This is a genomic window from Bradyrhizobium aeschynomenes (assembly GCF_013178945.1).
Taxonomy (GTDB): Bacteria; Pseudomonadota; Alphaproteobacteria; order Rhizobiales; family Xanthobacteraceae; genus Bradyrhizobium; species Bradyrhizobium aeschynomenes.
Window position 1 is genome coordinate 467,025 of sequence record NZ_JABFDM010000002.1, and the last position, 26,195, is coordinate 493,219.

At 65.6% G+C, this 26,195-nt stretch carries 17 protein-coding genes and 2 pseudogenes; 5 read left to right on the forward strand and 14 right to left on the reverse strand.

Features of this window, described 5'->3' with window-relative positions; translation table 11 throughout:
* Positions 1–131: 131 nt before the first annotated feature.
* A complete protein-coding gene (locus tag HL666_RS06840) occupies positions 132–1,856 on the forward strand; it encodes a caspase family protein (RefSeq protein WP_172180543.1) in 1,725 nt (574 codons plus the stop codon).
* Between the two features lie 162 nt (positions 1,857–2,018).
* Here the strand turns inward: HL666_RS06840 and HL666_RS06845 are convergent, their stop codons facing one another.
* Complete coding sequence (locus HL666_RS06845) at positions 2,019–2,801, reverse strand: hypothetical protein (protein ID WP_172180544.1); 783 nt, start codon at positions 2,799–2,801, stop codon at positions 2,019–2,021.
* A 221-nt stretch (positions 2,802–3,022) separates the two neighbouring features.
* Here HL666_RS06845 and HL666_RS06850 point away from each other — a divergent pair, with 221 nt between their 5' ends.
* Complete coding sequence (locus tag HL666_RS06850) at positions 3,023–3,310, forward strand: DUF3303 domain-containing protein (protein ID WP_172180546.1); 288 nt, start codon at positions 3,023–3,025, stop codon at positions 3,308–3,310.
* Between the two features lie 214 nt (positions 3,311–3,524).
* Positions 3,525–4,334 carry a hypothetical protein gene (locus HL666_RS06855; RefSeq protein WP_246741480.1) on the forward strand — a complete coding sequence of 270 codons (810 nt, stop codon included), beginning with the start codon at positions 3,525–3,527 and terminating at the stop codon, positions 4,332–4,334.
* Positions 4,335–4,380: 46 nt separating this feature from the next.
* Here the strand turns inward: HL666_RS06855 and HL666_RS06860 are convergent, their stop codons facing one another.
* The 6 genes from HL666_RS06860 to HL666_RS06885 form a co-directional block, all read right to left on the reverse strand.
* Entirely contained in the window at positions 4,381–5,580 is a 1,200-nt protein-coding gene (locus HL666_RS06860; RefSeq protein ID WP_172180548.1) for an adenylate/guanylate cyclase domain-containing protein, read from the reverse strand.
* Between the two features lie 191 nt (positions 5,581–5,771).
* A complete protein-coding gene (locus HL666_RS06865) occupies positions 5,772–7,112 on the reverse strand; it encodes a carbohydrate porin (protein ID WP_172113716.1) in 1,341 nt (446 codons plus the stop codon).
* A gap of 1,126 nt (positions 7,113–8,238) precedes the next feature.
* The gene (locus tag HL666_RS06870; RefSeq protein ID WP_172180549.1) at positions 8,239–11,196 is read right to left on the reverse strand and encodes a bifunctional [glutamine synthetase] adenylyltransferase/[glutamine synthetase]-adenylyl-L-tyrosine phosphorylase; all 2,958 of its coding nucleotides are present in this window, start codon (positions 11,194–11,196) and stop codon (positions 8,239–8,241) included.
* Positions 11,193–12,653: a sensor histidine kinase gene (locus tag HL666_RS06875; RefSeq protein ID WP_172113713.1), complete on the reverse strand. Its 1,461-nt coding sequence runs from the start codon at positions 12,651–12,653 to the stop codon at positions 11,193–11,195. Before HL666_RS06875 ends, HL666_RS06870 begins: the two co-directional genes overlap by 4 nt.
* Positions 12,637–13,317 (reverse strand): response regulator transcription factor, encoded by a 681-nt coding sequence (locus HL666_RS06880; RefSeq protein WP_172131114.1) that lies wholly within the window; start codon positions 13,315–13,317, stop codon positions 12,637–12,639. The genes HL666_RS06875 and HL666_RS06880 overlap by 17 nt, the downstream gene beginning before the upstream one ends.
* Positions 13,318–13,575: 258 nt before the next feature.
* On the reverse strand, positions 13,576–15,156 hold the full coding sequence (locus tag HL666_RS06885) for a Do family serine endopeptidase (protein ID WP_172180551.1): 1,581 nt from the start codon (positions 15,154–15,156) through the stop codon (positions 13,576–13,578).
* A 1,579-nt stretch (positions 15,157–16,735) separates the two neighbouring features.
* On the opposite strand from HL666_RS06885, the pseudogene HL666_RS34695 reads away from it, so the two are divergent.
* Together HL666_RS34695 and HL666_RS06895 are read left to right on the forward strand one after the other, a co-directional pair.
* Positions 16,736–17,418, forward strand: a pseudogene (locus HL666_RS34695) (HD domain-containing protein); the annotation flags it as partial.
* Positions 17,419–17,454: 36 nt separating this feature from the next.
* The gene (locus tag HL666_RS06895) at positions 17,455–19,179 is read left to right on the forward strand and encodes an ATP-binding protein (RefSeq protein WP_446471655.1); all 1,725 of its coding nucleotides are present in this window, start codon (positions 17,455–17,457) and stop codon (positions 19,177–19,179) included.
* A gap of 190 nt (positions 19,180–19,369) precedes the next feature.
* On the opposite strand, the pseudogene HL666_RS06900 reads toward HL666_RS06895, so the two are convergent.
* The 7 genes and pseudogenes from HL666_RS06900 to HL666_RS06930 all read right to left on the reverse strand — a co-directional run.
* Positions 19,370–19,690 (reverse strand): annotated as a pseudogene (locus HL666_RS06900) (methyl-accepting chemotaxis protein); the annotation flags it as partial.
* Between the two features lie 323 nt (positions 19,691–20,013).
* Positions 20,014–21,357: a methyl-accepting chemotaxis protein gene (locus tag HL666_RS06905; protein ID WP_172113711.1), complete on the reverse strand. Its 1,344-nt coding sequence runs from the start codon at positions 21,355–21,357 to the stop codon at positions 20,014–20,016.
* A gap of 214 nt (positions 21,358–21,571) precedes the next feature.
* Positions 21,572–22,060, reverse strand: coding sequence for a cytochrome c-type biogenesis protein (locus HL666_RS06910; protein ID WP_172180556.1), 489 nt, complete (start codon positions 22,058–22,060; stop codon positions 21,572–21,574).
* Positions 22,061–22,065: 5 nt separating this feature from the next.
* Positions 22,066–24,045, reverse strand: coding sequence for a heme lyase CcmF/NrfE family subunit (locus tag HL666_RS06915; RefSeq protein WP_172180558.1), 1,980 nt, complete (start codon positions 24,043–24,045; stop codon positions 22,066–22,068).
* Complete coding sequence (gene ccmE, locus HL666_RS06920; protein ID WP_172180559.1) at positions 24,042–24,557, reverse strand: cytochrome c maturation protein CcmE; 516 nt, start codon at positions 24,555–24,557, stop codon at positions 24,042–24,044. The genes HL666_RS06915 and ccmE overlap by 4 nt, the downstream gene beginning before the upstream one ends.
* 28 nt (positions 24,558–24,585) lie before the next feature.
* The gene (ccmI, locus tag HL666_RS06925) at positions 24,586–25,686 is read right to left on the reverse strand and encodes a c-type cytochrome biogenesis protein CcmI (protein ID WP_172180561.1); all 1,101 of its coding nucleotides are present in this window, start codon (positions 25,684–25,686) and stop codon (positions 24,586–24,588) included.
* Between the two features lie 156 nt (positions 25,687–25,842).
* Positions 25,843–26,112, reverse strand: a complete 270-nt coding sequence (locus tag HL666_RS06930; RefSeq protein WP_172113706.1) for a hypothetical protein — start codon at positions 26,110–26,112, stop codon at positions 25,843–25,845.
* Between the last annotated feature and the right edge of the window lie 83 nt (positions 26,113–26,195).

Sequence of the window (26,195 nt, forward strand, 5' to 3'; positions counted from 1 at the left end):
ATCTCCTCGCAAGTCTGATCCTCGCAAGTCTTATCCTCGCAAGTCCGAGGCAGCGCATAAGGCGCATCGCTCCGACCTTGCTTTGCCGTCATTGCCGGATAGTCTGAGATTTCAGCGAGTCCGGGGCTATTATGACGGCATTTCGTTACCTATTATTTGTCCTGATCCTCATCGGTAGCGGCAGCACGGCCGCACATGCGGAGAAGCGCCTCGCGCTGATCATCGGCAATTCGGCCTACAAGAGCGTTGCCCGGCTATCGAACCCCGCCAACGACGCGAAGCTCGTCGGCGACATGCTCCGCAACGCCGGCTTCGAGCGCGTCGACGTCAAACTGGATCTCGGCGTGCAGGAGATGCGCCGCGCCTTGCGCGAGTTCGGTGCCCGGGCGCGCGAGGCCGAGGTCGCGCTGATCTACTACGCCGGCCACGGCATCGAGCTCGACGGCGTGAACTACCTGATCCCGACCGACGCCGCGCTGGAGGCGGACAGCGACGTGCTCGACGAGGCGATCGCGCTGGAGCGCGTGCTGTTTGCGATCGAGCCCGCCAAGCAGCTGCGCCTCGTCGTGCTCGATGCCTGTCGCGACAACCCGTTCGCCAAGACGATGAAGCGCAGCGTCGCCTCGCGCAACATCGGCCGCGGCCTCGCCAAAGTCGAGCCGCCGAGCCCGAACACCATGATCGCCTTCTCGGCCAAGGCCGGCTCGACCGCCGCCGACGGCGACGCCAGCAACAGCCCGTTCGCCACCGCGCTGGTGGCGCATCTGCCGAAGCCCGGCCTCGACCTCCGCCGCGCCTTCGGCTTCGTCCGCGACGACGTGCTGAAGGCGACCGGCTATCGCCAGGAGCCGTATGTGTACGGCTCGCTCGGCGGCAACGACATCGCGCTGGTGCCGGCTGCGCCCGCGGCCGCTGCGGCGACCGATCCGGACGCAGCGATGCGGCGTGACTATGAGCTGGCCGAGCGCATCGGCAGCCAGGCGGCGTTCGACGCCTTCCTGGAGAAGTACCCGACCGGTTTCTACGCCGCGCTCGCCAAGGCGCAGCGCGCCAAGCTCTCCACGCCCGTCACCGCCGCTCCTGCGGCCAGGCCCGCCGATCTTCGCGACAAGCCCGCGGACATCGCCCGGGGGCCCGAGCCGCCGGCGGCCGAGGTCACACGCAGCCCGCCGGAGCCGGCGCGGGTGGAGAAGCCGCCCACACCGGAGCCGACGGTGGTGGCGGCACTGCCATTGCCCGCCGAGAAGCCCGCCGCGGCGGTGCAGCCGCCGGACCTGCCGCGCCTGCTCGTCGGCGAGCTGCGCCGCGTCGGCTGCAGCACCGCCGACAGCGACGGCGCTTCGAACGGCAGGTGGGACGGCAATGCGCGCCGCGCGCTGGAGCGCTTCAACAAGCAGGCCGGCACCCGGTTCGACGTCAAGGTCGCCAGCCTCGACGCGCTCGATGCGGTCAAGGCGAGAACGTCGCGCGTCTGTCCCCTGCTCTGCGACAAGGGCCAGCGCGCCGAGGGCGAGAGCTGCGTCGCCATCGCCTGCCCGGCCGGTCAGGCACGCGACGAGGACGGCGACTGCGTCAGGCGCAAGGACGAGCCTGTCGCGCGGAAGCAGACCGAGCCGGTGAAACGCGAGGAGCCGGCGCGAAAGAAGGAGCCGGCGGTGGCGATGCGCACCGAGCCGGAGCCCAAGCGCGTCAGTGGCGACGGCCGCTGCACCAGCATCAGCCAGCGCTGCGCCATCGAGATCGGCGGCCGCTGCGATGCCGCCACCGGCAAGTGGGAATACGGCCGCAACGGCGCCGGCGGCAACACGATGTCGTTCAACAACTGCATCGGTCGGATGATGGCCGGGCGAAGGTGAGCCAGCACATCCGACGTTCGTACCTGCCGCACGATCGCCTGCGGACGACGATGTTGCGGCTCCCGGGAAACGCAACACGTTCTCATCGTTTGAGCATGAATCTCCGCAAACGCCTTTGGCGCCTCATTGCGAGGACGCTGATTTTCGCTTCGGACCGATGCACTAGTGCGGCAAGGCCGCTCTGTAGCGCTCCTGCGCCGCCTGCCACGCCTCCTGGGCTTTCTGCAATTCCGCACTAGCCCCGGCCTTCCTGAGCTCCGCGACACGCGCACCGAGCGCAGAAACCTCAGCCGCGAGCTGCTGGATAAGGGGATCGCCGGCAGGATGGCTGCCGAGCGAGCCCGTTGGAGGACTGCGCTCAACCTTGGGATCGCCAGTCGCGGTGCGATGCGATGCCTCCGGCGGATCGCCGGGCCCGCCCCACTCTTTCCAGCCACCGGGATCGTCGGGCAACTCCTCGGCGAGGATGGCCGACTTCTGCGTCATGGTCCAGACGCCCTGGCCCTCGTTGACGACGACCTGCACGCCCTTGTCCTTGTCGAGATAGATCTTCAGCAGCGCGTGCGCGTACCCCTGCTCGGCATTGGGATCCACGACGGTCGGAACGATCGCCCCGCTGAATTGCGCGACCCAGATGGCGCCGACGTCCTTGTTGTAGACGCGTGTCAGGCCCTCGACCTTGACCCGCACGGAGAAATTCTCATGGCCGAGCTTGGCCCGGCCGAAGCGCCGCTGCGCCACCATGAAACGCTCGATGTAGTCGTCGATGGCGCGCTGTGCCTGCCAGGGCGCCACGCCTTCCACCGCACCAGCGCCTTGCGCCCGCGCGGCGACGATGCCAACGCCGAAGTCGAGAGCCGTCACGCCGCCCAAGAGCAGAGAGACGCCGAACACAGCCCTCGCAAGCCGGTGGCTGAGCCGTTCACTTCCGATGATCGCCGCCATTGTCCCCTCCGTGGATCGACCGTGGCGGCGATATCATTCTAATATTGCGTGCATTTCATTGCGCAAGATCAATGAGCGTGTATCGCAAATGCTCAACCTCTGGCACATCAACGTCCGGACGGGAAGCGGAGCCGTCGGCCATCCCAACATGGGCCGCCAGGCGACTGGATGTCCGCATCAATCCCGCCCAAGATGCGCCGCGACACATTTCGGAGCGACGCATGCTGTTCATGGTGATCGAACGTTTCAAGGACCGCGACCCGATCCCGGTCTACCGCCGCGTCCGCGACCCCGGCATCAAATTTCCCGACGGCCTGACATATCTCGGCAGCTGGATCGAGCCGAATTTCGACCGCTGCTTCCAGCTGATGGAGTGCGACGACGCCCGCCTGCTGCAGCAATGGATCCTGGCCAACGCCCGCGACACCGGCATGACCTTCGAGATCGTCCCGGTGGTGACCAGCGCCGAGACGCGCGAGGTGGTGGCGCCGTATCTCGACCAGGCGTGAGCTGGAAGGAGCAATGGTGGACTGGTTCGAACGACTGACTGGCTTCAAGGAGACCGATTATGCCTCCACGCGAGCCAGGCTGAAGGTCGAGAACGGACGCCTGGCGTCCCTCGTCAACGGCCGGAGCTACGCGACCGGACGGCTCGAGCTCCCGAGCTTGTCGGACTTGCGCCGACAGGCGCGGCAATCACCGTGCAGGCCAGGACGGCTGCGCATGAGTCTCGTCAGCGGTGACATCCGCGAGCTTCATCTGTTTCCGGAGTTCGCCGGCGCCCTGTTCCAGGTCGCCTCGCAGTTCAATCTGCTGGAGATGATGGGACCGCACGCCACCCCCGAAGATGGCGTGACGATCTACCAGCACGATTTGACGCAGGGGCCGGCCTGCGCGATTGCCGCAGGCGCCGCGACGATCTACCGGAACTACTTTGCCCCGGTCGGCGGCCAATCGGGCCAGACCCGCGAGCGTCAGATCGATGCGCTCGCAGATGTCGAGGCGGCTCTGAAGCGCCGCCTGCCGCGCGGCGGCGAACTTTGGGCGATGACCAACGGCTATGCCCTGTGCACGCGCACCGGACTCGACAGCATCACGGCCATCCTCAATGCCAGCGACGACGACGAGATCGACGCGTTGCGCGGACAGCTTCGGATCGGCCTGCATTCCGACGTCGAGCTGACCGACGCCGACGAGCCGCGACCGACGGTGTCGCAGGCCTTCTGCTCTGCGCTTCCCGTGGCCTATTGCTCGCCCGCTCCCCGATATTGGGAGAGCTTCGCTCGCCTGGTCCTGGAGGCCAGCTACGAGGCGACGATCTGGGCGGCCGTGCTGAACGCCACACGCGGCTCGAACATCGTCCTGCTCACCAGCGTCGGCGGCGGCGCATTCGGAAATGAGGACAGCTGGATCGAGGACGCGCTGCGCCGCGCGCTGTTGCTCGCGTCGAGCTTCGAGCTCGACGTCAGGCTCGTCAGCTATGCTCGCCCGACCGAGACGTTCCTGCGGCTTCAGGCGGAATTCGGCCGCTGAGCCATGCCGTGAGCACGGCACAGCTCGTAGATCGCAGCACGATGCCCTACCCTTCGAACGCAAACAGCTCGATCGGGGCGCTGAAACCGCGCACCGGAAATTCGCCGACGCGCTCCAGGGCGAACGGTCCTTCGACGAGCTCAGCGAAGGCGCGTGACATCAGCACCGGGCGGCCGACCTGCTTGGTCAGCGCCTCCATGCGCGAGGCCATGTTGACCGCCGGTCCAATCACCGTGAAATCGAGCCGCGAGCGCGAACCGATGTTGCCGTACATCACGTCGCCGACATGGATGCCGATGCCGTAGCGGAGCGGTGCACGGCCGCTCTCGGCATGGCGGGCGTTCAGCTCCGCCATGGCCTGCCTGGCGCCGGTCACCGCGTGCAACAGGTTGGCGCAAGCGTCGGGCTGGCTGAGCGGAAAAATCGCCAGCAGGCCGTCGCCGATGAATTTCAGGATCTCGCCGCCATGCTGGGTGATCGGCTCCACCATTGCGTCGAAATAGCCGTTGAGCAGATCGATGACGTCGTCACGTGGCCAGTTGTCGGAGATCTTGGTGAAGTCGCGGAGATCGCAGATCATGATCGCGGCGCGCACCGTCTCGCCGCTGCCGCGCCGCGTCGCCCCGGCCAGCACCATCTCGCCGGCATGTGGCCCGACATAGGTCTCGAGCAGGGTCCGCGCCAACCGGTTCTTGATGCGGATCTCGCTGACCAGCGCTAGCACCGGGACGAGCCGGCGCAGCGCATCGATATGGGCATGGTCGAAGCCGCCGTGGCGGTCGGTCGCAAACGTCACGATGTGGCGCTTGCCCAGCGTGTGGTAGATCGGCCAGGCGACATAGTCGGTCAGGCCCATGGCGCGCATGTCGTCATAGACGGCATGCTGGCGACCGAGCTCCGGGTCGCGTGCGAGATTCTCGCGGATCTCCTCGGCGCCGTCGACGATCTCGCTGGCCGGGCTGCCGATATATTCCGACCGCTCGCGCACGTCGTAGTCGACGCGCGCAATCTCCGCCCCCTCCATGCCGTCGCTCCACAGCATGCGGGCGCCGAGCCATTGCGGGTGATTGATCTGGACATGCAGCGAGGCGCGCATCACCGGAATGCCGGCGCGCTGCAGCCTGACGCACATCTGGCCAAAGATGTTGTCGATGAAGCGCTCGTCGCGGGTGCCGTTGGTGAGCCAGTCCACGACCTCGTCGCCCAGGCGCTGGCCCGGAGCGAGGTGGACGTCAGATGCGGTCATGGCAATCTCCTGGGCGGCCTCGGCTGGCGGTGCAGGAGATGTCGTGTCGCAATGCAAAAGAGTCAATCGACATCATCGCCGGGTGCCCTGCCCTGGTGGGCAGGGCTGCGGCCCGCGCGATCGGCCGATGCCCTGCCGCACCGCGAGTGACGGGCGGATGACGCATCCGCCCGCCCCGATTCGTCTCCGGATCAGAAGTGCACCACCGTACGCAAGCCGAGAACAAACGCATTGCCGGTCTTCACGCCGGCCGCGTTGAACCCGCGTCCGCCCGGATTGATCACATACTGCGCGTCGAACTTCAGGTTCATCCAGCCGGTGGCCTGCCAGCCATACCAGGCCTCGATCGGCACTTCGTTGCCGCCGGCATTCGGCGTCAGCGCCGCCGAGTTGACATGCGTGGTGCCGACCGCGAAGCCGACCTCGTCCTCGGGACGGAACGAGAAGGTGCCGGTGTGCTTGATGCCCCAGGAGATCTGGTAGTCCTGATAGGACGTGCGGTGATCGGCGACGCTGGTGTTGAGGAAGGTGTACCAGCCCTGCGCCTTCGGACCCTCGACGGTCAGACGCTGCAGGATCGACTCGTAGAAGCCATAGCGGCCGCGCTGGCTGCTGAGGTTCTGATCACCCACGCCGGGACCGCCGGGAACGACGGCGACGATGCCGGGCAAGCCGCCATCGATCGACGACGCGCTGTCATACCAGCCGCCGAAGCGCCAGGTGCCGTTGAGCGGACCGCTCGGCTCCCACACCACTTCCACCGGCACCAGCACGCCCGCGGCCGGATTCGAGCGCGGAATGCCCGGCGCCAGATAGACGCCGGCGTCCGACGTCGTCAGATAGTTAGGATTGGCGTCGTAGACGCCGACCGACAGTTTCCACTCCTTGGTGAAGTTGTAGTGCACCACGCCGGCCCACTGGCTCACCGGCCAGTTGTAGATGTAGCCACCCTGGATGTTGCCGGGCTGGCCGCCGCAGAAGGTGAGGTTGATGAACTCGCACTGGCCGAAGAAGAAGTCGGAGCCGACCGGAAGACGGCCGCCCTTCAATTCCAAGCGATCGTCGAACAGCTTCTGTGAGTAGTACAGTTCGGTCAGGCGCAGGATGTTGCCGCGGCCGAACACCTCGTTGGTGAGCTGCAGCGCGGGGATGCCGGCCTCGCTGTTGAGGTTCTTGCCGAAGCGATCGACCAGCGTCAGGCCGATCGTGCCGCCGTGGATGCCGGCGAGCTTGGCCATGTCGAACTTGGCCTGAAACCACAACTGCCCCGCATTGGCAGATGTATTTCGCGCGCCGCCCGACAGGTTGGTGACGGCCTCGTCACCCAGCGTGAGCGCGAGCGAGATGCCCTGCTCCTTCAATCGGGTTCGCCCGAGATCGCCGAACAGATACGGCCGCGTCCAGAAATCATCGACCCCGGCATAGGGAATCGGCGCCTTGGTCGGCATATCCGCCGCATACGCCCCACACCCCAACAGAGACAAAGCAACACCCACGCCGCACATGCGTGCGGTCGTCACATAGCCACTCATTTTCCTGCTCCTCGCAGCGCCCCAGGCTCCGGCTGTTGTTCTGTCGCGTCCGGCCCGGAGCCCTCCGTCCCAGCACGCGCTTCCCCTCGGCTCACCCCCGGCCGCCGCCCATTCATTGGGCGAATTCGTCAACCTGAGATTGGACGGGGACCCTAGCAAGCGCCGCGGTGCGCTTGAATAGTCATATTATATTTGAGACTCGGTATAACCGTAACTGTGACATGCGCGTCACATACTGCGCCGCGGAATATACGTGTCGCGCGAAACAGGCGAGGGCTGCAATCAGCACACAGGACGAATGACGCTACGCTGCTCGAGAGCATCATCGGCGTCATCGCGATCGCCGGGGGACAGCGTGCGCGGGGACGGCTGGCGGCTCACTTCACGGACGAAAACCGGTCGCCATGCTGACGCACGTGTAGTCTTGCCAGCCGCTGCGAGACGCAATGATTTGCTCGACGAGCAGCATAGTGACAACAAATGCGGCCCCACGGCCCTCATCCGGCAGTCGACATCTCCTGCCCCAAAAATCTCATTTCGTCATTCGGCTCAATCGCATGGCTGGTTTCAAGAGGATCGGCAAAAATAAACCGCTTCCGAAAATCAGCAACGCATGTCTATTCTGTCCGCGTTCCGGTCCGGATGAGGGGCGTACGCGTCGTCACGACACGTTGGATCGGCAATGCGGTGGACGTGAGGGCATCAGCGCGCTTCAAAGGCGAGGACGAATGATGCGCTTCGCGGACGTGAAGTCGCGTGGTCCTGACACCCCGAAGCTGGTGTCCCGCGCAAGGCGCGCAAGCGCATTGTCGTGAACGGTGGCCAACAAGCCGGCGCACCGGGGAGATCGCGTATAAGCGTTAAAACCATCGCGCAGGGAATGCCGGGTCGAATCGGCTGCACCTGTGGTACCTGCCGCCTGCATTCTTGTTCGCAGGCGGGCCATGGGTGAGGCCTTCACCCGGCATTCCCTGCGCCCTCATCATGGTCGAGGGCGGACGCCTCCCGCAGTCTCCGGGCGCGATCGCGCCGCGGACGCGTTGGCGCTTGCCCGGCTGTTTGAACGGTTGAAGATGATGGATGAAGCGCGCGGCCATGCGCCTGCGCGAGGTTTGCCGCTCCGCGATCAAGGCTCGAGCAGCGCCGTGAACACGCGGCGCACCTCGCTCTGCGTCTCACGGACACGCGCCTCCAGCGCCGAGAAGTCCGGTGCGTCGCCGGCGCGCGCCATGACCCGCAGGAGGTCCTCGCCGGCCTGGTCCGGCTTGAACTTGTCGCTGACGCACAGCCGCAGGATCTGCGTCAGGTCGTGATAGAGCCGCGCGGCCTGGCGCAGGATCACGGCTTCCGCCCGCGGCAGCACGCCGAGGCGCTCGGCATTGTCGAGCACCGCGAGCGAGCTGACGTCGAGGATCTCGGGCGTCGTCGCGGCGTGGATGAGCTGCAGATATTGCGCGACGAAGTCGATGTCGACCATGCCGCCCGCAGCGTGTTTGAGGTCCCACAGATCGGCCTCGCCTTTTTCGGCGGCGATCGCGCGGCGCATGTCGGCGACGTCGCGGGCGATGGCGGCCGGATCGCGCGTGCGCCGGAGCGCGGTCTGGATGATCTGCTCGATGCGGGCACGAAATTCCGGCGACGCCGAGATCACCCGCGCCCGCGTCAGCGCCATGTGCTCCCAGGTCCAGGCCTCCTGCTCCTGATAATGCGCAAAGGAATCGATGTGCGAGGCGAGCGGACCGGCGCGGCCCGACGGCCGCAGCCGCATGTCGATGTCGTAAAGCACCCCGTAATTGGTGCGCGACGTGAAGGCCGAAATCAGCCGCTGGGTGAAGCGGGCGAAATAGTGCGCGCCCTGCAGCGCGCGCTCGCCGTCGGAGTCGGGTGCGTCGGCGTCGAAATCGTACAGCAGGATCAGATCGAGATCCGACGACGCCGTCATCTCGCGGGCGCCGAGCCGGCCCATCGCGACGATCGCAGTCTCCTGCCGCTTAATGCGGCCGTGCTGCGCGGCGAAGCGCTCGGTGACGAGGTCGTGCACGGTGTGCACGATGCCCTCGGCGACGTCGGCGAACGCGGTGCCGGCCTGCTGCGCCGACACGGTGCCGGAGAGAATGCGGGTGCCGATCAGGAACAGGCTCTCCTGGCCGAACTGCCTGAGGCGATCGAGAAACTCCTCATAGGTGCCGGCATCCTGCAGGGTCGCGGCCAGGCGCGCCGACAATTCGCGGCGATCGGGGATGGCGCCGAAGAAGCGCGGATCGATCAGGCCGTCCATCAGCCGCGGCTGCCGCGCCAGCATGTCGCCGAGCCGCGGCGCCGCGCCGAGCACGAGCGCCACCAGCGCGACGAGGTCGCGGTTCTGCCCGAGCAGGGTGACCAGCCGTCCGCCGAGCTGCAGCGCCTGCAGGAAACGGTCGAACGCGACGACCGCGCGATCCGGCTCGTCGGCATGCGCGAGACCATCGATCAGCGCGGGCAGGAAGTCGTTGAAGGCAGCGCGCGTCGCCTCCGCGCGGAACACGCGGTACTCGCCCGCCTGCCATTGCTGCAAGGTTTTCGCGACCATCACCGGATCGCGGAAGCCGAGCCCGGCAAGGTGCTCCATCAGGCGCGGCTCGTCGGGCCCCGCGCCGTAGTTCACGGCCGGCAGGCTGACGGTGCCGGTGGGATCGCCCTCGAACAGCCTCGCATAGTGTCCCTGCACGATGTTGAGGTGGAACAGCAGGTCGACCGCAAAGCGCTCGCGGCTGTCATAGCCGAAGAAGCACGCGAAGCGGCCGACGCCCTCGACGTCGTCCGGCAGGCTGTGGATCTGCTCATCCGCCATCATCTGCAGCCGGTGCTCGACGCGGCGCAGGAACTCATAGGCGACGGTGAGCTCGTCACGCGCCTGCGCGGTGATCCACTTGCTGGTGGTGAGCACGTCGAGCGCCTGCAGGGTCGGGCGCACGCGCAGCTCGGGGTGGCGGCCGCCGGCGATCAGTTGCTGGGTCTGGGCGAAGAACTCGATCTCGCGGATGCCGCCGCGGCCGACCTTGACGTTGTGGCCCTCGACCGCGATCTCGCTGTGGCCGCGATAGACCTGCATCTGCCGCTTCATGTCGTGGACGTCGGTCAGCGCCTGGAAGTCGAGATGCTTGCGCCAGACGAACGGCGACAGCTCGGCCAGCATCGCCTCGCCGGCGGCGATATCGCCGGCGCAGATGCGGGCCTTGATCATCGCGGCGCGCTCCCAGGTGCGGCCCTCGCGCTCGTAGTAATGCAGCGCCGCCTCGGTCGACATCGCCACCTGCGTCGATGCCGGGTCGGGCCGCAGCCGGAGGTCGACGCGGAAGACGTAGCCGTCGGCGGTGCGGCTCTGCAGCAGCCGCGCCAGCGCCTGGGTGACGCGAACGAAGAAGGGCTGCGGCTCGATGTCGCGCGCCAGCGTCGTGGCGTCGGGATCGAAGAACACGATGAGGTCGATGTCGCTGGAGTAGTTCAGCTCGCCGGCGCCCATCTTGCCCATCGCGAGCACGAACAGCCCGCAGCCCTGCTCCGGCTGCGCAACATCCGCAGGCGACAGCCGGCCCCGCGCGGCCTCCTGCCGCAGCAGATAGCGCAGCGCCATCTGCACCGAGGAGACGGCGACATCGGTCAGCCCGGCCGTCACCTGCATGACGGGCCAGACGCCGCCGATGTCGCAGAGCGCGATCAGGAGCGCCGCCTCGGATTTGAGCTGCCGCAGCAGCCGCATGACATCCGCTTCGCTGCTCGCCTCAAACACCTCGCGGCCGGTACGGGCGATCAGCTCGGCGAGATGCGTCTGCGGCTCGCAGCGCAAAAGGCGGTCGAGCCGGTGGCCGTCGACACGGACGAGGTCGAACAGATAGGGCGAGCACTCGGCGATGCCCTGCAAGATCGTCCGCGGCCAACCGTTGGCGAGCAGCGCGCGGAGCGATGCGGCCAAAGGCGGCTCGAGTTCGGCGAGCCACTCGGTGAGGCGTTGTTCGGCTTTGTCGGGCGCACGGACATGCGGGCCGGCGACGAAACGCCCGGCCAGGTTCTGCCCGTCCGCGTTTCCCGGCGCGGAGGAGGTCATGCGGCCTTCTGTGGCACATCCCGCGTCGGCGCCGCAAGCTTGGCGGACAGCCCCGTCCCTGCCGGCAGCACCAGGGTCGCGACCAGCCCCGGCTTGGCGTCGCCGAGGCGCAACTCGCCACCGTGGAGTGTGGCGACGGCGGAGGCGAGGCTCAGGCCAAGGCCGGACCCGGGCAAGGTGCGGCTTGCCTCGAGCCGCACGAAACGCTCGACGGCGTGCTTACGCTCGGCCTCCGGGATGCCCTCGCCGTGATCGGTGACGCTGAGCAGCACCTGGGAGCCCTCGCGCCGCGCCTCGATCAGGATCTCGCGGCTGCTTGCAGCAGCCCCCGACTCGGACGGCACCGCGGCCGGCTTGCCGTATTTGATCGCGTTCTCGACCAAATTGGCGAGCGCCTGGCTGATCAGCTCGCGATTGCCATGCACGGGCGCAGCAGCGGCCTTGACGCGCAGGGTCATCTCGTTGTCCTCCGCGAGCGGCTCGTACAGCTCGTGAATGCCGGCGGCGACATCGGCGACGTCGAACTCGACCATGTCGCCGCGCGCCTGTCCGGACTCCGCACGCGCGATCATCAAGAGTGCGTTGAAGGTGCGGATGAGACCATCGGACTCCTCGATCGTCCGCTCCAGCGCGCCGCGATATTCCTCCTCCGAGCGCGACTTTGCCAGCGCCTCCTCGGCGCGGTTGCGCAGCCGCGTCAGCGGCGTCTTGAGGTCATGGGCGATGTTGTCGGAGACCTCCTTGAGGCCGGTCATCAGCGCCTCGATGCGCTCCAGCATGGCGTTGAGATTTTCCGCCAGACGATCGAGCTCGTCGCCGCTGCGTCCGACCGGCAATCGCCCGGACAGATCGCCATCCATGATCCGCCGCGTCGTGCCGGTCATCGCGTCGATCCGGACCAGCACGCGCCGCGCGACGAAGATGCCGCCGCCGATGCCGAGCACCACGACCACCAGCACCGACCATTGCGCCGCCTTGGCGACGATGCCGAACAGCCGGCGGCGCTCCTCGAGATCGCGGCCGATCAAAAGCCGAAAGCCGCTCGACAGCTGCGTGACATAGACCAGCGCGCGGTGGTTCTGATCGCTGCCGTCGTCGAGCCGGCGGTAGAACGTCTCAGACCACCCCGAGCTGCCCATCACCCCCGGCGCGAGCGCGGCGACGTTGCCGGCGATCTGCTGCCCGGTCGGCGTGGTGATGAGATAGAGGTTGGCGCCGGGCCGCAGCGCGCGGCTCTCGATGTTGAAGACGAGCCCGCGCAGGCCGCGGTGGGAAAAGATGTCGGTCATCTCGCTGATCTCGGCGGTGACCGTGGTCGAGATCTGCTCGGTGATCAGGCGGCGGGTGTTCCAGGCGAAATAGCCGAGCAGCGAGGCGGCGAACAGCGCAAACAACAAAAGATAGACCAGCGTCAGCCGGAACGCCGTGGTGCGGATCAGCTTACCGAAGGCCGTCACGGATCATGTACCCCGCGCCGCGGATGGTGTGGAGCAGCGGGCGGTCGAACCCCTTGTCGATCTTGGAGCGCAGCCGCGAGATGTGGACGTCGATCACGTTGGTCTGCGGATCGAAGTGATAATCCCAGACGTTCTCCAGCAGCATGGTGCGCGTCACCACCTGCCCGGCGTGCTTCATCAGATATTCGAGCAGGCGGAACTCGCGCGGCTGCAGGGTCAGCTCGTCCTTGCCGCGGGCGACGCGATGCGACAGACGGTCGAGCTCGAGGTCGCCGACCTTGTAGGTCGTCTCCTCCGCCGGTCCGCCATGGCGGCGCGACAGCACCTCGACGCGGGCGAGCAACTCGGCGAAGGCATAGGGCTTGGGCAGATAATCGTCGCCGCCGGCGCGCAGGCCCTTGATGCGGTCGTCGACCTGGCCGAGCGCGGACAGGATCAGAACCGGCGTTCGGTTGCCCTTGTCGCGCAGCGCGCCGATCAGCGACAGGCCGTCGCGCTTGGGCAGCATGCGGTCGACCACCAGCACGTCGTAATCCCCGCTGTCGGCCATGGCGAGCCCCTCCTCGCCGTCGCCGGCGAGGTCTGCGACATGTCCGACCTCGCGGAACGCCTTGACCAGATAGTCGGCGGATTCGCGGTCGTCTTCGATGATCAGGAGGCGCATTGCGGAAACGGGGGCGATCACGGTTCGATGTCCATCTACATGGACCGGCCGCCGTTTCCGTGCAAGGCGGCGTGGGCCCGAGGATGATCAACAGGAAAGTGGGCGGCGAGGCTGGGGGACCTCACCGCCCGAGTTCCTTCCGACGGAGGGGGGCGTTGTTCCTACGGAAGGTGTGGAGGGAGCGGGACTTGAAGCCCGCCCCCAGGAAGAACCGCCGACGCGGGGGCACATGCCGGCGATCCTCCATCTCGAATGGCCTTAGCCCTTGGCCAGCGGCACCGCGACGAAGCGCGACTGGCCGCCGCTCTTCACGCGCATCAGCACGCTGTTCTTGTTGTCGGACTTCGCGGCGTTGATGGCCTCGCGCACGTCGCCGGCCGAGGTCACCGACTTGCCTGCGACCTCCAGGATCACGTCGCCTTCCTTGAAGCCGCGATCGGCCGCCGCGCTCTTCGGGTCGACCTCGGTGACGACGACGCCTTCCTTGCCGGCGCCGGCCACGCTCGACGCCGGAGCGACGGTCATGCCGAGCTTCGGCACGTCGGCGCCGCGCGAGGAGCCGCCATTGTCGCCGCCGCTGTCGGCCTTGGCTTCGACCGTGTTCGGCAGCTTGCCAAGCGTCAGGTTGATGGTCTTCTCCTGGCCCTTCGACAGCACGTTGAGCTTGACGGCGGCGCCGGGCGCGATGCCGCCGATGGTGCGGGCGAGCTCACGCGCGTCCTTCACCGGCTCGCCATTGACGGCGGTGATGACGTCGCCGGACTGGATGCCCGCCTTCGCCGCCGGACCATTGGCCTGGGGCTCGGCGACCAGCGCGCCTTCCGCCTTCTTCATGCCGAGGCTGTCGGCAATGTCCTGCGTCACCGGCTGGATCTGCACGCCGATCCAGCCACGGCTGACCGAGCCGTTGTCCTTCAGCTGCGCGATCACGCTCTTCACGGTCGAGGCCGGGATCGAGAACGCGATGCCGACGCTGCCGCCGGACGGCGAGTAGATCGCGGTGTTGACGCCCACGACATTGCCGTCGACGTCGAACGCCGGGCCACCCGAATTGCCCTTGTTCACGGGCGCGTCGATCTGGATGAAGTCGTCATACGGGCCGTTGCCGATGTCGCGGCCGACCGCCGAGACGATGCCCGCGGTCACCGTGCCGCCGAGGCCGAAGGGATTACCGACCGCCAGCACCCAGTCGCCGATGCGCGGCTTGCCGTCGGCGAGCTTTGCGAACGGGAAGCTCGAGCTGCCCTCGACCTTGATCAGCGCGAGATCGGTGCGCTGGTCGGTGCCGATCACCTTGGCGCTGTAGGTCTTGCCGTCGTCGGTCGTCACCTCGACCTTGTCGGCGCCGTCGACCACGTGATTGTTGGTCACCGCATAGCCGTCGGCGGAGATGAAGAAGCCGGAGCCCTGCCCGGTCACCGCGCGACCACCACGGCCGCCGCGCCCGCCCGGCATGCCGGGAATGCCGTTCTCACCGCCGAAGCGGCGGAAGAAGCGCTCCATCGGCGAGCCCGGCTGGAACGGCGTGTCGTCGTCGTTGTCGTTCTTGGCGACCTTCTCGGCGATGTTGACCTTGACCGAAATCACCGACGGCTTCACCCGCTCCACGATGTCGGCAAAGCCGACCGGGCGCGCGACCTTGCTGACCTCGTTGGCGACCTGCGCATGCGCCGCGGTCGAGAACACATCGAGCGGCGCGCCCTGCGGCGACAGGCCATAGGCGGCAATGCCGAGGCCCGCGACCACGGAGGCCATCAGCGCGAGCTTGCGCGCCGAGAACACACGCCGGGGCTGGCGATAGGATGGAAGCGAGGACAGGTCGGTCGGACGGTCAGTCATACGGTTTTCTCCGCAAGCGATTTTGGTCAAGGTCTAAAACTCGTGTCCCGGGCTGTTCGCCCCGTTCGCCAGTGAACATGGGACTTGCCGCCTTACGGCGTGCTGGCTGCGGCGTTAAACTTCTGTAATGGACGGACACGATGACTGCGGCGGAATGGCGCAGATGCCGGATGGCGAAAGAAAAGCCGTTGAGGTTCAATGGCTTCCGAAGGCCCGGCCGCCCGATGGCCGCCATCTCGATGACCATCCCCGCCAAAAGTCGTAATCCCCGCAGGGCGGGTTAGCCGCAGGCGTAACCCGCCGCCTGTCCGACGACGCCGGAGCCAGCCGCCGCACATCCGCCCGCACCGGAGCCAGCCCCGGCGGATTGCGCTGCGCCAATCCGCCCGACCCGTCCGGTGCACCCGGCTGGTCGCGTGTCCCGACCACCGGTCGACTCCAAGTGGACCATCCGGCGCACGCTCCCGCCGCACCTCCACCTGTCATTCCCCGCGAAAGCGGGGAATCCAGTACGCCGCAGCCTGTCTGCTCAACCACGACGGCCGCGGCGTACTGGATCCTCCGCCTTCGCGAGGATGACAGCGGAGTATGAAGGCACGCTGCCCGCGCCAAACTTCGTCATTGCGACCGAAGCAATCCAGAGTCGTGGGCGGGACTCTGGATTGCGTCGCTACGCTCGCAATGACGCAAGCGGCGACGATCCCGATCCACATTGTCAAACAGCACGCGGCGAAAGCAAACAGCAACCCGAGCAGCATCGCCCTCGCGACGCACTCCGCGTCCGAGCCATGCCCGAAATCACACCCTCTCCTAACAGAGGGCGCAGGGAAGACCGGGAGCTTGCCGCCCCCATGGCCCCCGTGCAGACAAAAAGCACGGGGTAGGAACCACAGGTTCGGCTGAGACATCCCGGCCTTCCCTGCGCGATGGTTTTAACATTTATACGTGCTCTCCCCGGGGACCGGCTCATTGACCCCGTCGCCAGCGGATCATCACCACCGGCTTGGCCTCGGCACCGGGAGGCCAGGACGACACGATTTCCTGTCCGCAGTCAGCCGTTCGTCGGCGAGGCCAAAACCCCGCTTGCAGCCGCCCGCATCCATCGCATTCCGCAACCCGCGTCCGTGACGATCGCGATACGCTCCCTCAGCGGTACGGAACGCGGTGGAGGATAAGGGTGATTTGGGGTGGAGCGCAAGAGCGTTTTTGCTTTTTCGGAATCGATAAGCGTTTTTTCCGAATACGACGGGCGATTTGGATGCATGCCGGGCTGAGGAGAGAGGTTTTGCCGATCCAACAATCATCGGCCATTGGACGTGCACAACCACCTTGCACGCCCGCTGTAATTGCGCTTCGATGCATTCTCTACAAAACAGAGAGTCCGATGTTCGAAAATACCTACTTATGGCGATCTACTCTCGCGCCGCAAAACACGGACGAATTTGGACCGCAGCGGGAGCGACTCCGAACCGCATACCTGTCATTGCGCGAGAATGCGAAGCAGTTGGTCAGTTTAATTCCGTCGGACTGCAAGGGTTTGACAGTTCACGATATAACGCACCTCGACGCACTATGGGAAATGGGGTCGCTGATCTGCGGTGAAGGCTTTCAGATCAACCCATCCGAAGCATTCGTTCTTGGCGCTGCAATTCTATTGCATGATGCCGGCATGAGCATTGCCTCTTATCCCGGAGGCATGCCGCAACTACTCGAAACTACCGAATGGCGCGACAACGCAGCGAGCACCTTAAAAAGGCACTCCATTCCCGTATCGCCCGAAACGATTATCAATCCCCCCACAACCTGAGAGGCGAAATTGTCTTTCAAACACTCCGCGACTTGCACGCAAGGCATGCAGAAGAGCTAGTTAGCGTCCAATGGCACGGGCGCGCGGGCGGACAGATCAGGCTAATCGAGGATCAAGAGATTAGAACCGCGTTTGGCTCGTCGATTGGAAGAATCGCACACAGCCACCACTGGCCTATCAACCGGCTTGTCGGCGGGAGCCTCACTCCTCGCTTAGGTGCTCCCTCGTTCGCACCAACAGCCTGGACGGTAAACGAAATAAAGATTGCCTGTATGCTGCGCTGCGCTGACGCTGCACATATGGATAGAAGACGCGCACCATCGTTGACCTACGCGTTGACCCAGCCTCAGGGAGTCTCCGACGATCATTGGCGCTTTCAAAGCAAACTAAACAAGCCGACTACCGAGGACGATTCGATCATCTATGCGACCGGAGAGTCATTCGATTTATCGGAAGCGAGAGCTTGGTGGTTATGTTATGATACACTGACGATGTTGGACAACGAAATTCGCAAATCAAATTCAGTGCTGCGCGACAATGGACTGTCGCCTTTCGCAATTAAACAAGTCGCCGGCACAAGCGATCCGATCGCACTTTCCAATTATATCCGAGTAAGCGGCTGGAAACCAGTTAACGCAGAAATCAGGGTAAGTAATCCAATCCATCTTGCTCAAACATTGGGTGGCCGAAACCTATATGGACCGAATTTTCTCGCGCCCGTACGAGAGCTGCTTCAGAATGCAGTCGACGCAGTTAGGGCTAGGCGAATAGTCAGCCAGCGCTCGAATACCTGGGGCACCGTTCGCCTGCGCATCGAAAAAACATCGTCAGACACGTGGCTTCATGTTGACGACACGGGCATAGGCATGTCGGAAGCCACACTAACTGGGGCCCTCTTGGATTTTGGAAATTCATTCTGGCGAACGCATGCTCTAAGAGATGAATGGCCCGGCTTAGAAAGCAGCGGACTCCAAGTGATCGGAAAGTTCGGGATTGGCTTTTTCTCAGTTTTCCTTCTCGGCGACCGAGTTAAGGTAACTAGCCGACGTTGCGACGCAGGAAAAGTAGATGCGAAAGTGCTTGAATTTGAGAATATAGGATCGCGGCCAATTGTACGACTTCCGAATCCAGAAGAGCTGCTCGAAGACTATGTCACCACTGTAAGCGTTAAGCTTGATGATAAAATAGTCAACAATGAAGACGATGATGTACGATTCTTCTTGCCTAGAGGCCCGCACAAAAAAATTCGGTTAGACGAATGGGTACCTGAGCAGCTAAGCCAAATGATCCGCCTCGTGTCAGGCGTCGACGTCGACATTGTTTTCGAGACACTCAATGCAAAGCATCACCATGCTGCAAATTGGACCGCTGTCGACTCCGGGCAATTTCTTACTGAACTCGCCGGCGACTTTCCGGACACTGATTTTTTGAACGCCCATGCTCCCTTACTACGAGTCCTGAGAGACCAAAACGGCAATATTTTTGGCCGTGCAGCCATTTGTGCATCGATCGACAGGCGCGCTCCCCTACACATTGAACGAAGCACTTCGGGCATTGCCGTTGGAGGGTTCAATGTTGCGGCTGCCGCTGATTGGTGTGTAGGTCTCTTGACAGGCGAAACGTCCGACGCATCTCGCGGCAGGGCGCGGCATAACGTGCCTAAGGACGTTCTAGCGGCATGGGCATCGGAACAGGCCCACTTAATCACCGAGGACAAATTTGGGCTCCAGGAGCGAATAAGGAGTGCAGAGCGGATCGACGCGATAGGCGGCGATCCAGGAGAATTGCCTTTCGTATTTTGTGGCGGCGCCCTTGTAACCAAGACGAAATTCTTGGAAATCGTCGGCCGAGAGCGGAAGGTTCTCTTTCTTCTCAACGCAGGATATGAGGAACGTCTTCATTGGCTGAACATCAACATCATCGGGCTTTCAATCCTGAGCAGACAACTGCTTCCTTACGTTTGTGTCGCGGGCTGGGATGAACATAGCGATCGGGTTTTCAATGACGAAGACAACGAAGAATTGGTCTCCGATCCTCCCAACGAAATTAGCCAGAATCAGCTCAGACTACCGGCCATCAATGCTCGGTTACTGATTCTTCTTTCCGAAGTTTGGCGATCGCCCACCAAGATAAAATTGGACCGGACGCAGGTGTTTACGACTCAGCGTTTCCGCACATCGACCGAGCGTTGGGTGCTTATCGTAGAACCTAAATAGGCCAGCGAGCGTGCCCGGATGAGCGCAGTTACATACGGGTTCACCTCTACAGCCCGTGTGGTCTCAGATGTCGCTATGCGCATCCGGTGTATGCAGAAAATCCCGGCCGATCAGCCGTGGCCTCGGGCAACGCACTGCGCTCATCGACCTTACTTTTCACTTTTCGGTCGAAGCAACACCTCGCCCCACCTCACGCCGCCTGCAACGACCCCAAGAACCTACTCACCTCGCGCTTCAATCGCCCGCTCTCTGCCGACAGCGACCGTGCCGCAGCCAGCACCTGCGACGACGCGGAGCCTGTCTCCGACGCCCCCCGTTGCACGTCGTCGATATTCCGCGAGACGCGCTGGGTGCCGTTGGCGGCGTGCTGGACGTTGCGGGAGATCTCCTGCGTCGCGGCGCCCTGCTCTTCCACGGCGGCGGAGATTTCCGACAGGCGGCCGATGGTGCTGCCGATCTCCTTGATCGAGCCGACCGACTCCTCGGTGGCGGCCTGGATGCCGGAGACCTGCTATACTGGTCCGACAGCCCGCCCCACGACATCTCCCTGTGGTTATGGGTCCCTGCGTTCGCAGGGACGACAGCGGAGGGCTGGGCGACGGCTGTGCGTCATGGCGAGACGACGCTTCCTCCGCCGTCATTCCGGGGCGCGCGACAGCGCGAGCCCGGAATCCATAGCCACGGCTGTCGGTGTTGGAGCGAGATGTAGCGACAGCCCGTCGCCATCATGGCCGCTCGTGGTTATGGATTCCGGGCTCATTCGCGTGCCGCGAATGCCCCGGAATGACGGCGGAGATGATGGCTGGCTGTTGTCGTGTGGCGCAGGTCGCGGGATCAGCTCGCCTTGACGCTGACGATGAACGCATCGACCTCGCGCTTCAGCGTCTCGGCCTGTTGCGACAGCTCGCCGGCGGCGTCGCGGGCGTCGGTGGCGAGGCGGCCGGTTTCGGCGGAGGTGGAGGAGATCTGGGCGATGTGGTTGGAGACGTCGAGGGTGCCGCGGGCGGCTTCCTGGACGCTCTTGGAGATGTCCTGGGTGGCGTTGCGCTGCTGCGAGGTGTCGACCTCGATGCCGGACATGATGGCGCTGATCTCGGACAGCGTGGTCGAGATGCCGTCGATGGCGCCGCGGGTCTCGGCGGTGATGCCCTGGATGCTGGCGACATGGGCCGAGATCTCGTCGGTCGCCTTGCTGGTCTGATTGGCGAGGTTCTTCACCTCCGACGCCACGACCGAGAAGCCCCGGCCGGCTTCGCCGGCGCGGGCGGCCTCGATGGTGGCGTTCAGCGCCAGCAGATTGGTCTGCGCGGCGATCGCCTGCACGAGCTGCACCACGGTGCCGATCTTCTCGGCGGCGTCCGACAGCGAATGAATGGTGTTCTTGCTCTTCTCGGCCTGCGACGCCGCGCCCTCGGCGCGCTGGGTGGCATCGGAGACGCGGCGGCTGATGGTGCCGATCGAGCTCGACATCTCCTCGGCCGAGCCGGCCACGGTCTGCACGCTGCGGTTGGCGTGATTGGCGGCGGCCTCGACCGCATTCGCCTTGGCCGAGGTGTCGTTGGCTGCGCGCGACAAGGTCTCGGCATTGCTCTTCAGCCGCACGGCCGACGCGGCCACGCTGCCGACGACGCTGGCGACGAGCTCGTTGAACGAATGGATGCGGCCGTCGAGATAGCGCGAGCGCTCGCCCTGGCGCTGCGCCTCCTGCAGCTCCCGCTCGGTGAGGCGCTGGCGCTCGATGCCGTTGGTCTTGAACACCTCCAACGCGCCGGCCAACTGGCCGATCTCGTTGGACAGGCCGAGGCCGGGAATGCGGGTGTCGTATTTCTGGTCGGCCACGTCGCGCATGGCGCTGACCATCGCGGCCAGCGGACGCAGGATGCCGTTCTGCACGGCGGCGTAGGTCATCAGGCAGACGGCGCTGGCGAACACGGCGATGGCGACGCAGGCGATCAGGAACCAGGAGAACGCCGACTGCGCCTGCTGATAGGTCAGGGTGGCATGGTCGCGCGCCGGACCGCTGAGGCTGGCGAAGTCCGCCGACAGGCTGGTGATCTGATTGTTGAGATAGAGCACCGCGATGAAGCCGGTGCCGCCGCCGATCGCCAGCAACATGAGGAGAGACGCCACGACGCCTCCCACGAGGAAGCGGATCGTCAGATTGCTGTTGGAGAACATTGGCTTTGCCCGGAACGCGTCACACGGAATGTCCTCCGCACATTTCCAGACAAAGGGTAAAATAAGATGAAAGCGTGGGGGCGCGGCGAGCACGGGGGTTTGCGGGGAATGAGGATCCGGCACGGGACATGCTGGACGGACGGCGCTACGTGCCTCCTCACCATGAGAGGCAGCTCCGCGCCCGGCGCGGCACGTCGGCCATGAGCAGCGCGCTTCACGACGCCGGCGGCTGCTGCTCCGCGGCCATCAGCGCAGCAAGCCGCGCCTCCTCCTCCGCCGTCAGCTTCGGCGTAGCCTCGGCACCGCGCTGGCCGCGGCGGCGGACCTGCCACCACAGCGCGAGGCCGCCGCCGAGCAGGAGCACCGGCGGCAACAGCCAGAGCAGCAGGGTCTGGCGCTCGAAGCGCGGCTTGAGCAGCACGAACTGGCCGTAGCGTGCGACCAGGAAGTCGAGCACCTGACTGTCGCTGTCACCGGCGGCGAGACGCTCGCGCACCAGGAGGCGCAGGTCGCGCGCCAGCGGCGCGTCGGAATCGTCGATCGACTGGTTCTGGCAGACCATGCAGCGCAGCTCGCGCGACAGCGCGCGGGCGCGCTGCTCCTTGGCGGTATCAGACATGACCTCGTCGGGCTGCACCGCCTGCGCCGCGGGGGCCGCGAGCAGCAGCAGCGCGAACGCGAGGGCGCTGAGAACGCGTCGCATCCGCCCTACTCCGCTGGCTGCATCGCGCGCAGGCCGCGCGCGGGCTGCGGCGCGCCGACACGCAGGCGGCGATCCGACAGCGACAGCAGTCCGCCGAACGCCATCAGCACCGGGCCGAACCAGATCAGCAGCACCAGCGGCTTGTGATAGATGCGCACGGCGAGGCCGCCATCGGCGGTGGTGTCGCCGAGCGAGACGTAGAGCTGGCTGACGCCGCGCGTCATCAGCGCCGCTTCCGTCGTCGACATGCCCCTGGTGGCGAAGCTGCGCTTGCTCGGCGTCATTACCGCGAGCTGCCGGCCGTCCTCGCTGATGACGAAGGTGCTGATCACCTCGGCGAAGTTCGGGCCCTGGCGCTGGGTCATGCCGTCGAACTTGATCTGGTAGCCGGCGAGGTTGCGGACGTCGCCCGGATGGAGCGTAGAGATCAGCTCGCTGTTCCAGGTGGTCTCGCAGACGATGCCGAGCAGGGCTATGCCGAGCCCGGCATGCGCGAACGCCGTGCCCCACACCGAGCGCGGCAGGCCACGGGTGCGATGCAGTGCGGTCTTGAACGGCACGCGCGCGAGGCCGCTGCGCTCGACCAGGTCGACCATGGCGCCGGTGATGACGAACACGCCGAGACCGATGCCGAGCGGCGCCAGGGCGCTGCCGCCGCGCGCCCACGCCCAAGCGATCGCGATCGCCACCAGCGCGGTGATGCCGGCCGCGAGCAGCCGCTGCATGGCGGCGACGAGATCGCCGCGCTTCCACGCCAGCATCGGGCCGAACGGCACCATCAGCAAGAGCAGCGCGAACAGCGGGCCGAAGGTGAGATTGTAGAAGGGCGCGCCGACCGAGAGCTTGAAGTCGAGCGCCTCCATGATGACGGGATAGAGCGTGCCGAACAGCACGGTGGCGCAGGACACGGTGAGCAGCAGATTGTTGAGCACCAGCGCGCCCTCGCGCGAGATCGGCGCGAACAGCCCGCCCTGCTTCAGCGCCGTGGCGCGGCCGGCGAACAGCGTGAGGCTGCCGCCGATGAACAGCACGAGGATGCCGAGGATGAACACGCCGCGCGTCGGATCGCTGGCGAAGGCATGCACCGAGGTGATGACGCCGGAGCGCACCAGGAAGGTGCCGAGCAAGGACAGCGAGAAGGTCAGGATCGACAGCAGGATGGTCCAGACCTTGAGCGCGTTGCGCTTCTCCATCACGACGGCGGAGTGCAACAGCGCGGTGCCGGCGAGCCAGGGCATCAGCGAGGCGTTCTCGACGGGGTCCCAGAACCACCAGCCGCCCCAGCCGAGCTCGTAATAGGCCCAGTACGAGCCCATGGCGATGCCGAGCGTCAGGAAGATCCAGGCCATCAGGGTCCACGGCCGCACCCAGCGTGCCCAGGCCGCATCGATGCGGCCCTCGATCAGGGCGGCGATCGCGAACGAGAACGAAATGGAGAAACCGACATAGCCGAGATAGAGCATCGGCGGATGCACGGCGAGGCCGATGTCCTGCAGCACCGGATTGAGGTCGCGGCCCTCGATCGGTGGATTGGCCAGACGGGCAAAGGGATTCGAGGTGGTCAGGATGAACAGATAGAAGGCCGCGGCGACCCAGGCCTGCACCGCGAGCACGCGGGCACGCAAGGACAGCGGCAGGTTGTTGCCGAACAGCGCGACCATCGCGCCGAACAGCGCCAGGATCGACACCCACAGCAGCATCGAGCCTTCATGATTGCCCCAGACGCCGGTGATCTTGTAGAGCAGCGGCTTCATCGAGTGCGAGTTCTCGAACACGTTGGCGACGGAGAAATCCGAGGTCACGTGCAGGGTGATCAGCGCGATGAAGGACAGCCCAGCGAACAGCAGCTGCGCCAGCGCGGCGGAGCGGCCGACATTCATCAGCGCGACGTCGCGTTGGGCGGCGCCGAGCATCGGCACGGTCGACTGGATCAGCGCCAGCGCCAGCGCCAGCACCAGGGCATAATGTCCGCTCTCTGCAATCACTGCGTCGCTCCTGCGGCGGTCTTCTCGCCCTCGCGCATCGACACCGGGCCCGGTTTGGCGCCGGCTTGCGGCTTGCCGTAATCGTCCTTCCAATGGCCCTGCTTCTTCAGGCTGTCGGCGACTTCCTTCGGCATGTAGGTCTCGTCATGCTTGGCCAGCACGGTATCGGCCTTGAACACGCCGGAAGCATCGAGCGCGCCCTCGGCGACGACGCCCTGCCCTTCGCGGAACAGATCCGGCAAGATGCCCTTGTAGGCGACCGGGAGCTTGGCGCCCCCGTCGGCGACTTCGAAGCTGACCGCGAGATCGGCGCCGCGCTTCAGCGAGCCCGGCTGCACCAGGCCGCCCAGGCGGAAGCGCTTGCCGGGCGGAACATGCTTCTCCGCGACCATGGTCGGCGTCGAGAAGAACACGATGGAGTCGCGCAGCGCATTCAGCACCAGTCCGGCTGCGACCGCGAGCACGAACAGCGCACCACCGATGATCGTCAAACGCCTCTGCTTGCGTGTCATCCCAACATCCCCGCGGCGGAAGCGCCGCTCATCCATCCAGCCCGAACGTCTTCACGCTCTCGTTGAGCTGCCGCAACTGCTCCGCGTCCTTTACGGCCTGCCGCGCATCGGACAACGCCGATCTGGCCTTGTCGAGATCACCCATCACGACATAAGCGCGCACCAGCCGCAGCCAGCCCTCGGCGTCGTCGCCATTCTGCTTCAGCCGCGTCGCCAGCCGGTCGACCATGCCGCGGATCATCGCGTCGCGGTCGCCGGCGCTCATGTCCTTGGCGGCCGCCATCGCCTCGCTCGGCAGCGCCGGCACCTCGCCGCCGCCGACGCGGGCGAGCGCGGCGCTGACCAGCGGCCGCCACGGCGCATCCGCCGGGCCCTTGCCCAGCATCCCCCGCCAGATCCCCGCGGCATCGTCCTTGCGGCCATCCTGCTCGGCGGCCAGCCCGAGATAATAATTCGCCTTGGGCTCGTCGGCATCGAGCGCATGGGCGCGCTCGAACTCGGCCTTGGCCTCGGCGGTGACGACGCCGCTGGCCGCGGCCGTGATCATCTCCCCGAGATCGGCGCGCTTGGTGGCGCCGTCGCCAGCATAGGCAATGACGTTGCGATAGGCGCGAATGGCGTCCTCGGTGCGGCCGAGCCGCGCCAACACCGGGGCCAGCACGGTCCAGCCACGGGCGTCGGTCGGGTTCTTCTGCAGGTGCTGCTCGACCTGCGACACCAGCGTCTCCAGCGGCTGCGAGCCGTCGGCCGGCTTGGCGCGGGCGGTCAGCGGAAAATCCGGCAATCGCGGCGAGCCGAGCGGCAGATAGACGGCGAGCGCCACGACCGGCAGGCCGATCAGTGCCAGCACCGCGGCGGCGCGGCGCAGCCCGAGGCTCGGCTTGGCCGAAGCCTCGCTTTCCTGGTCCGCCGCGGCCAGCAGCCGCCGGCCGATCTCGACCCGGGCCGCTTCCGCCTCGACCTTGCCGATCAGCCCGCTTTCGACGTCGCGCTCGATCTCGGCGAGCTGGTCCTTGTAGACGGCGACCTCGCGGCCGTCCGAGGGCGTGCGCGCGCCCATGCCGAGCGGCAGCAGGACGGCGAAGATCGCCGCAGCCGTCATCACGGCGAACACGAACCAGAGAGTCATTGGACCCAACGCGTCATCGGACAGAGTTCCAGTCAGCGCCCACCGGCAGGCGCGCGTCGGGGCCGCTTTTAACCAGCACCGTTCCCGGCGGCAATTCACAATTGCCCCCTGGTAACCCAGCCGGTCGGGCCAAAAAACTCAGGACGATTACGTAACTTAGGACACCTCGAACTCGGCGCTCTTGGCGAGGTAGCTGCCGTGACCGTTGAGGGCGACCAGGAAATAGGTCCCCGGCCTGACACGGTCGGTGAGCCGGATCCGCAACGATCCGACCGGCACCGGCGAGGCGATGGTGGTGATGGGATCAGTCAGCTGTGCCCCGCTCGTCTTGTCGACGAGCACGACCTTGGCCTTGATCATGAGGTTGCGATAGGTCGCGCTGACGACGCGATTCTCGACCTCGACGAAGTTGATTGTCGAAATCATGGTCTTGATGAAATCGTCTGGAACCTGGCGACGGGAACCTATGCGTGGTTCCCGGGTGGGGTCAACCTAAAATTGCGTACGAG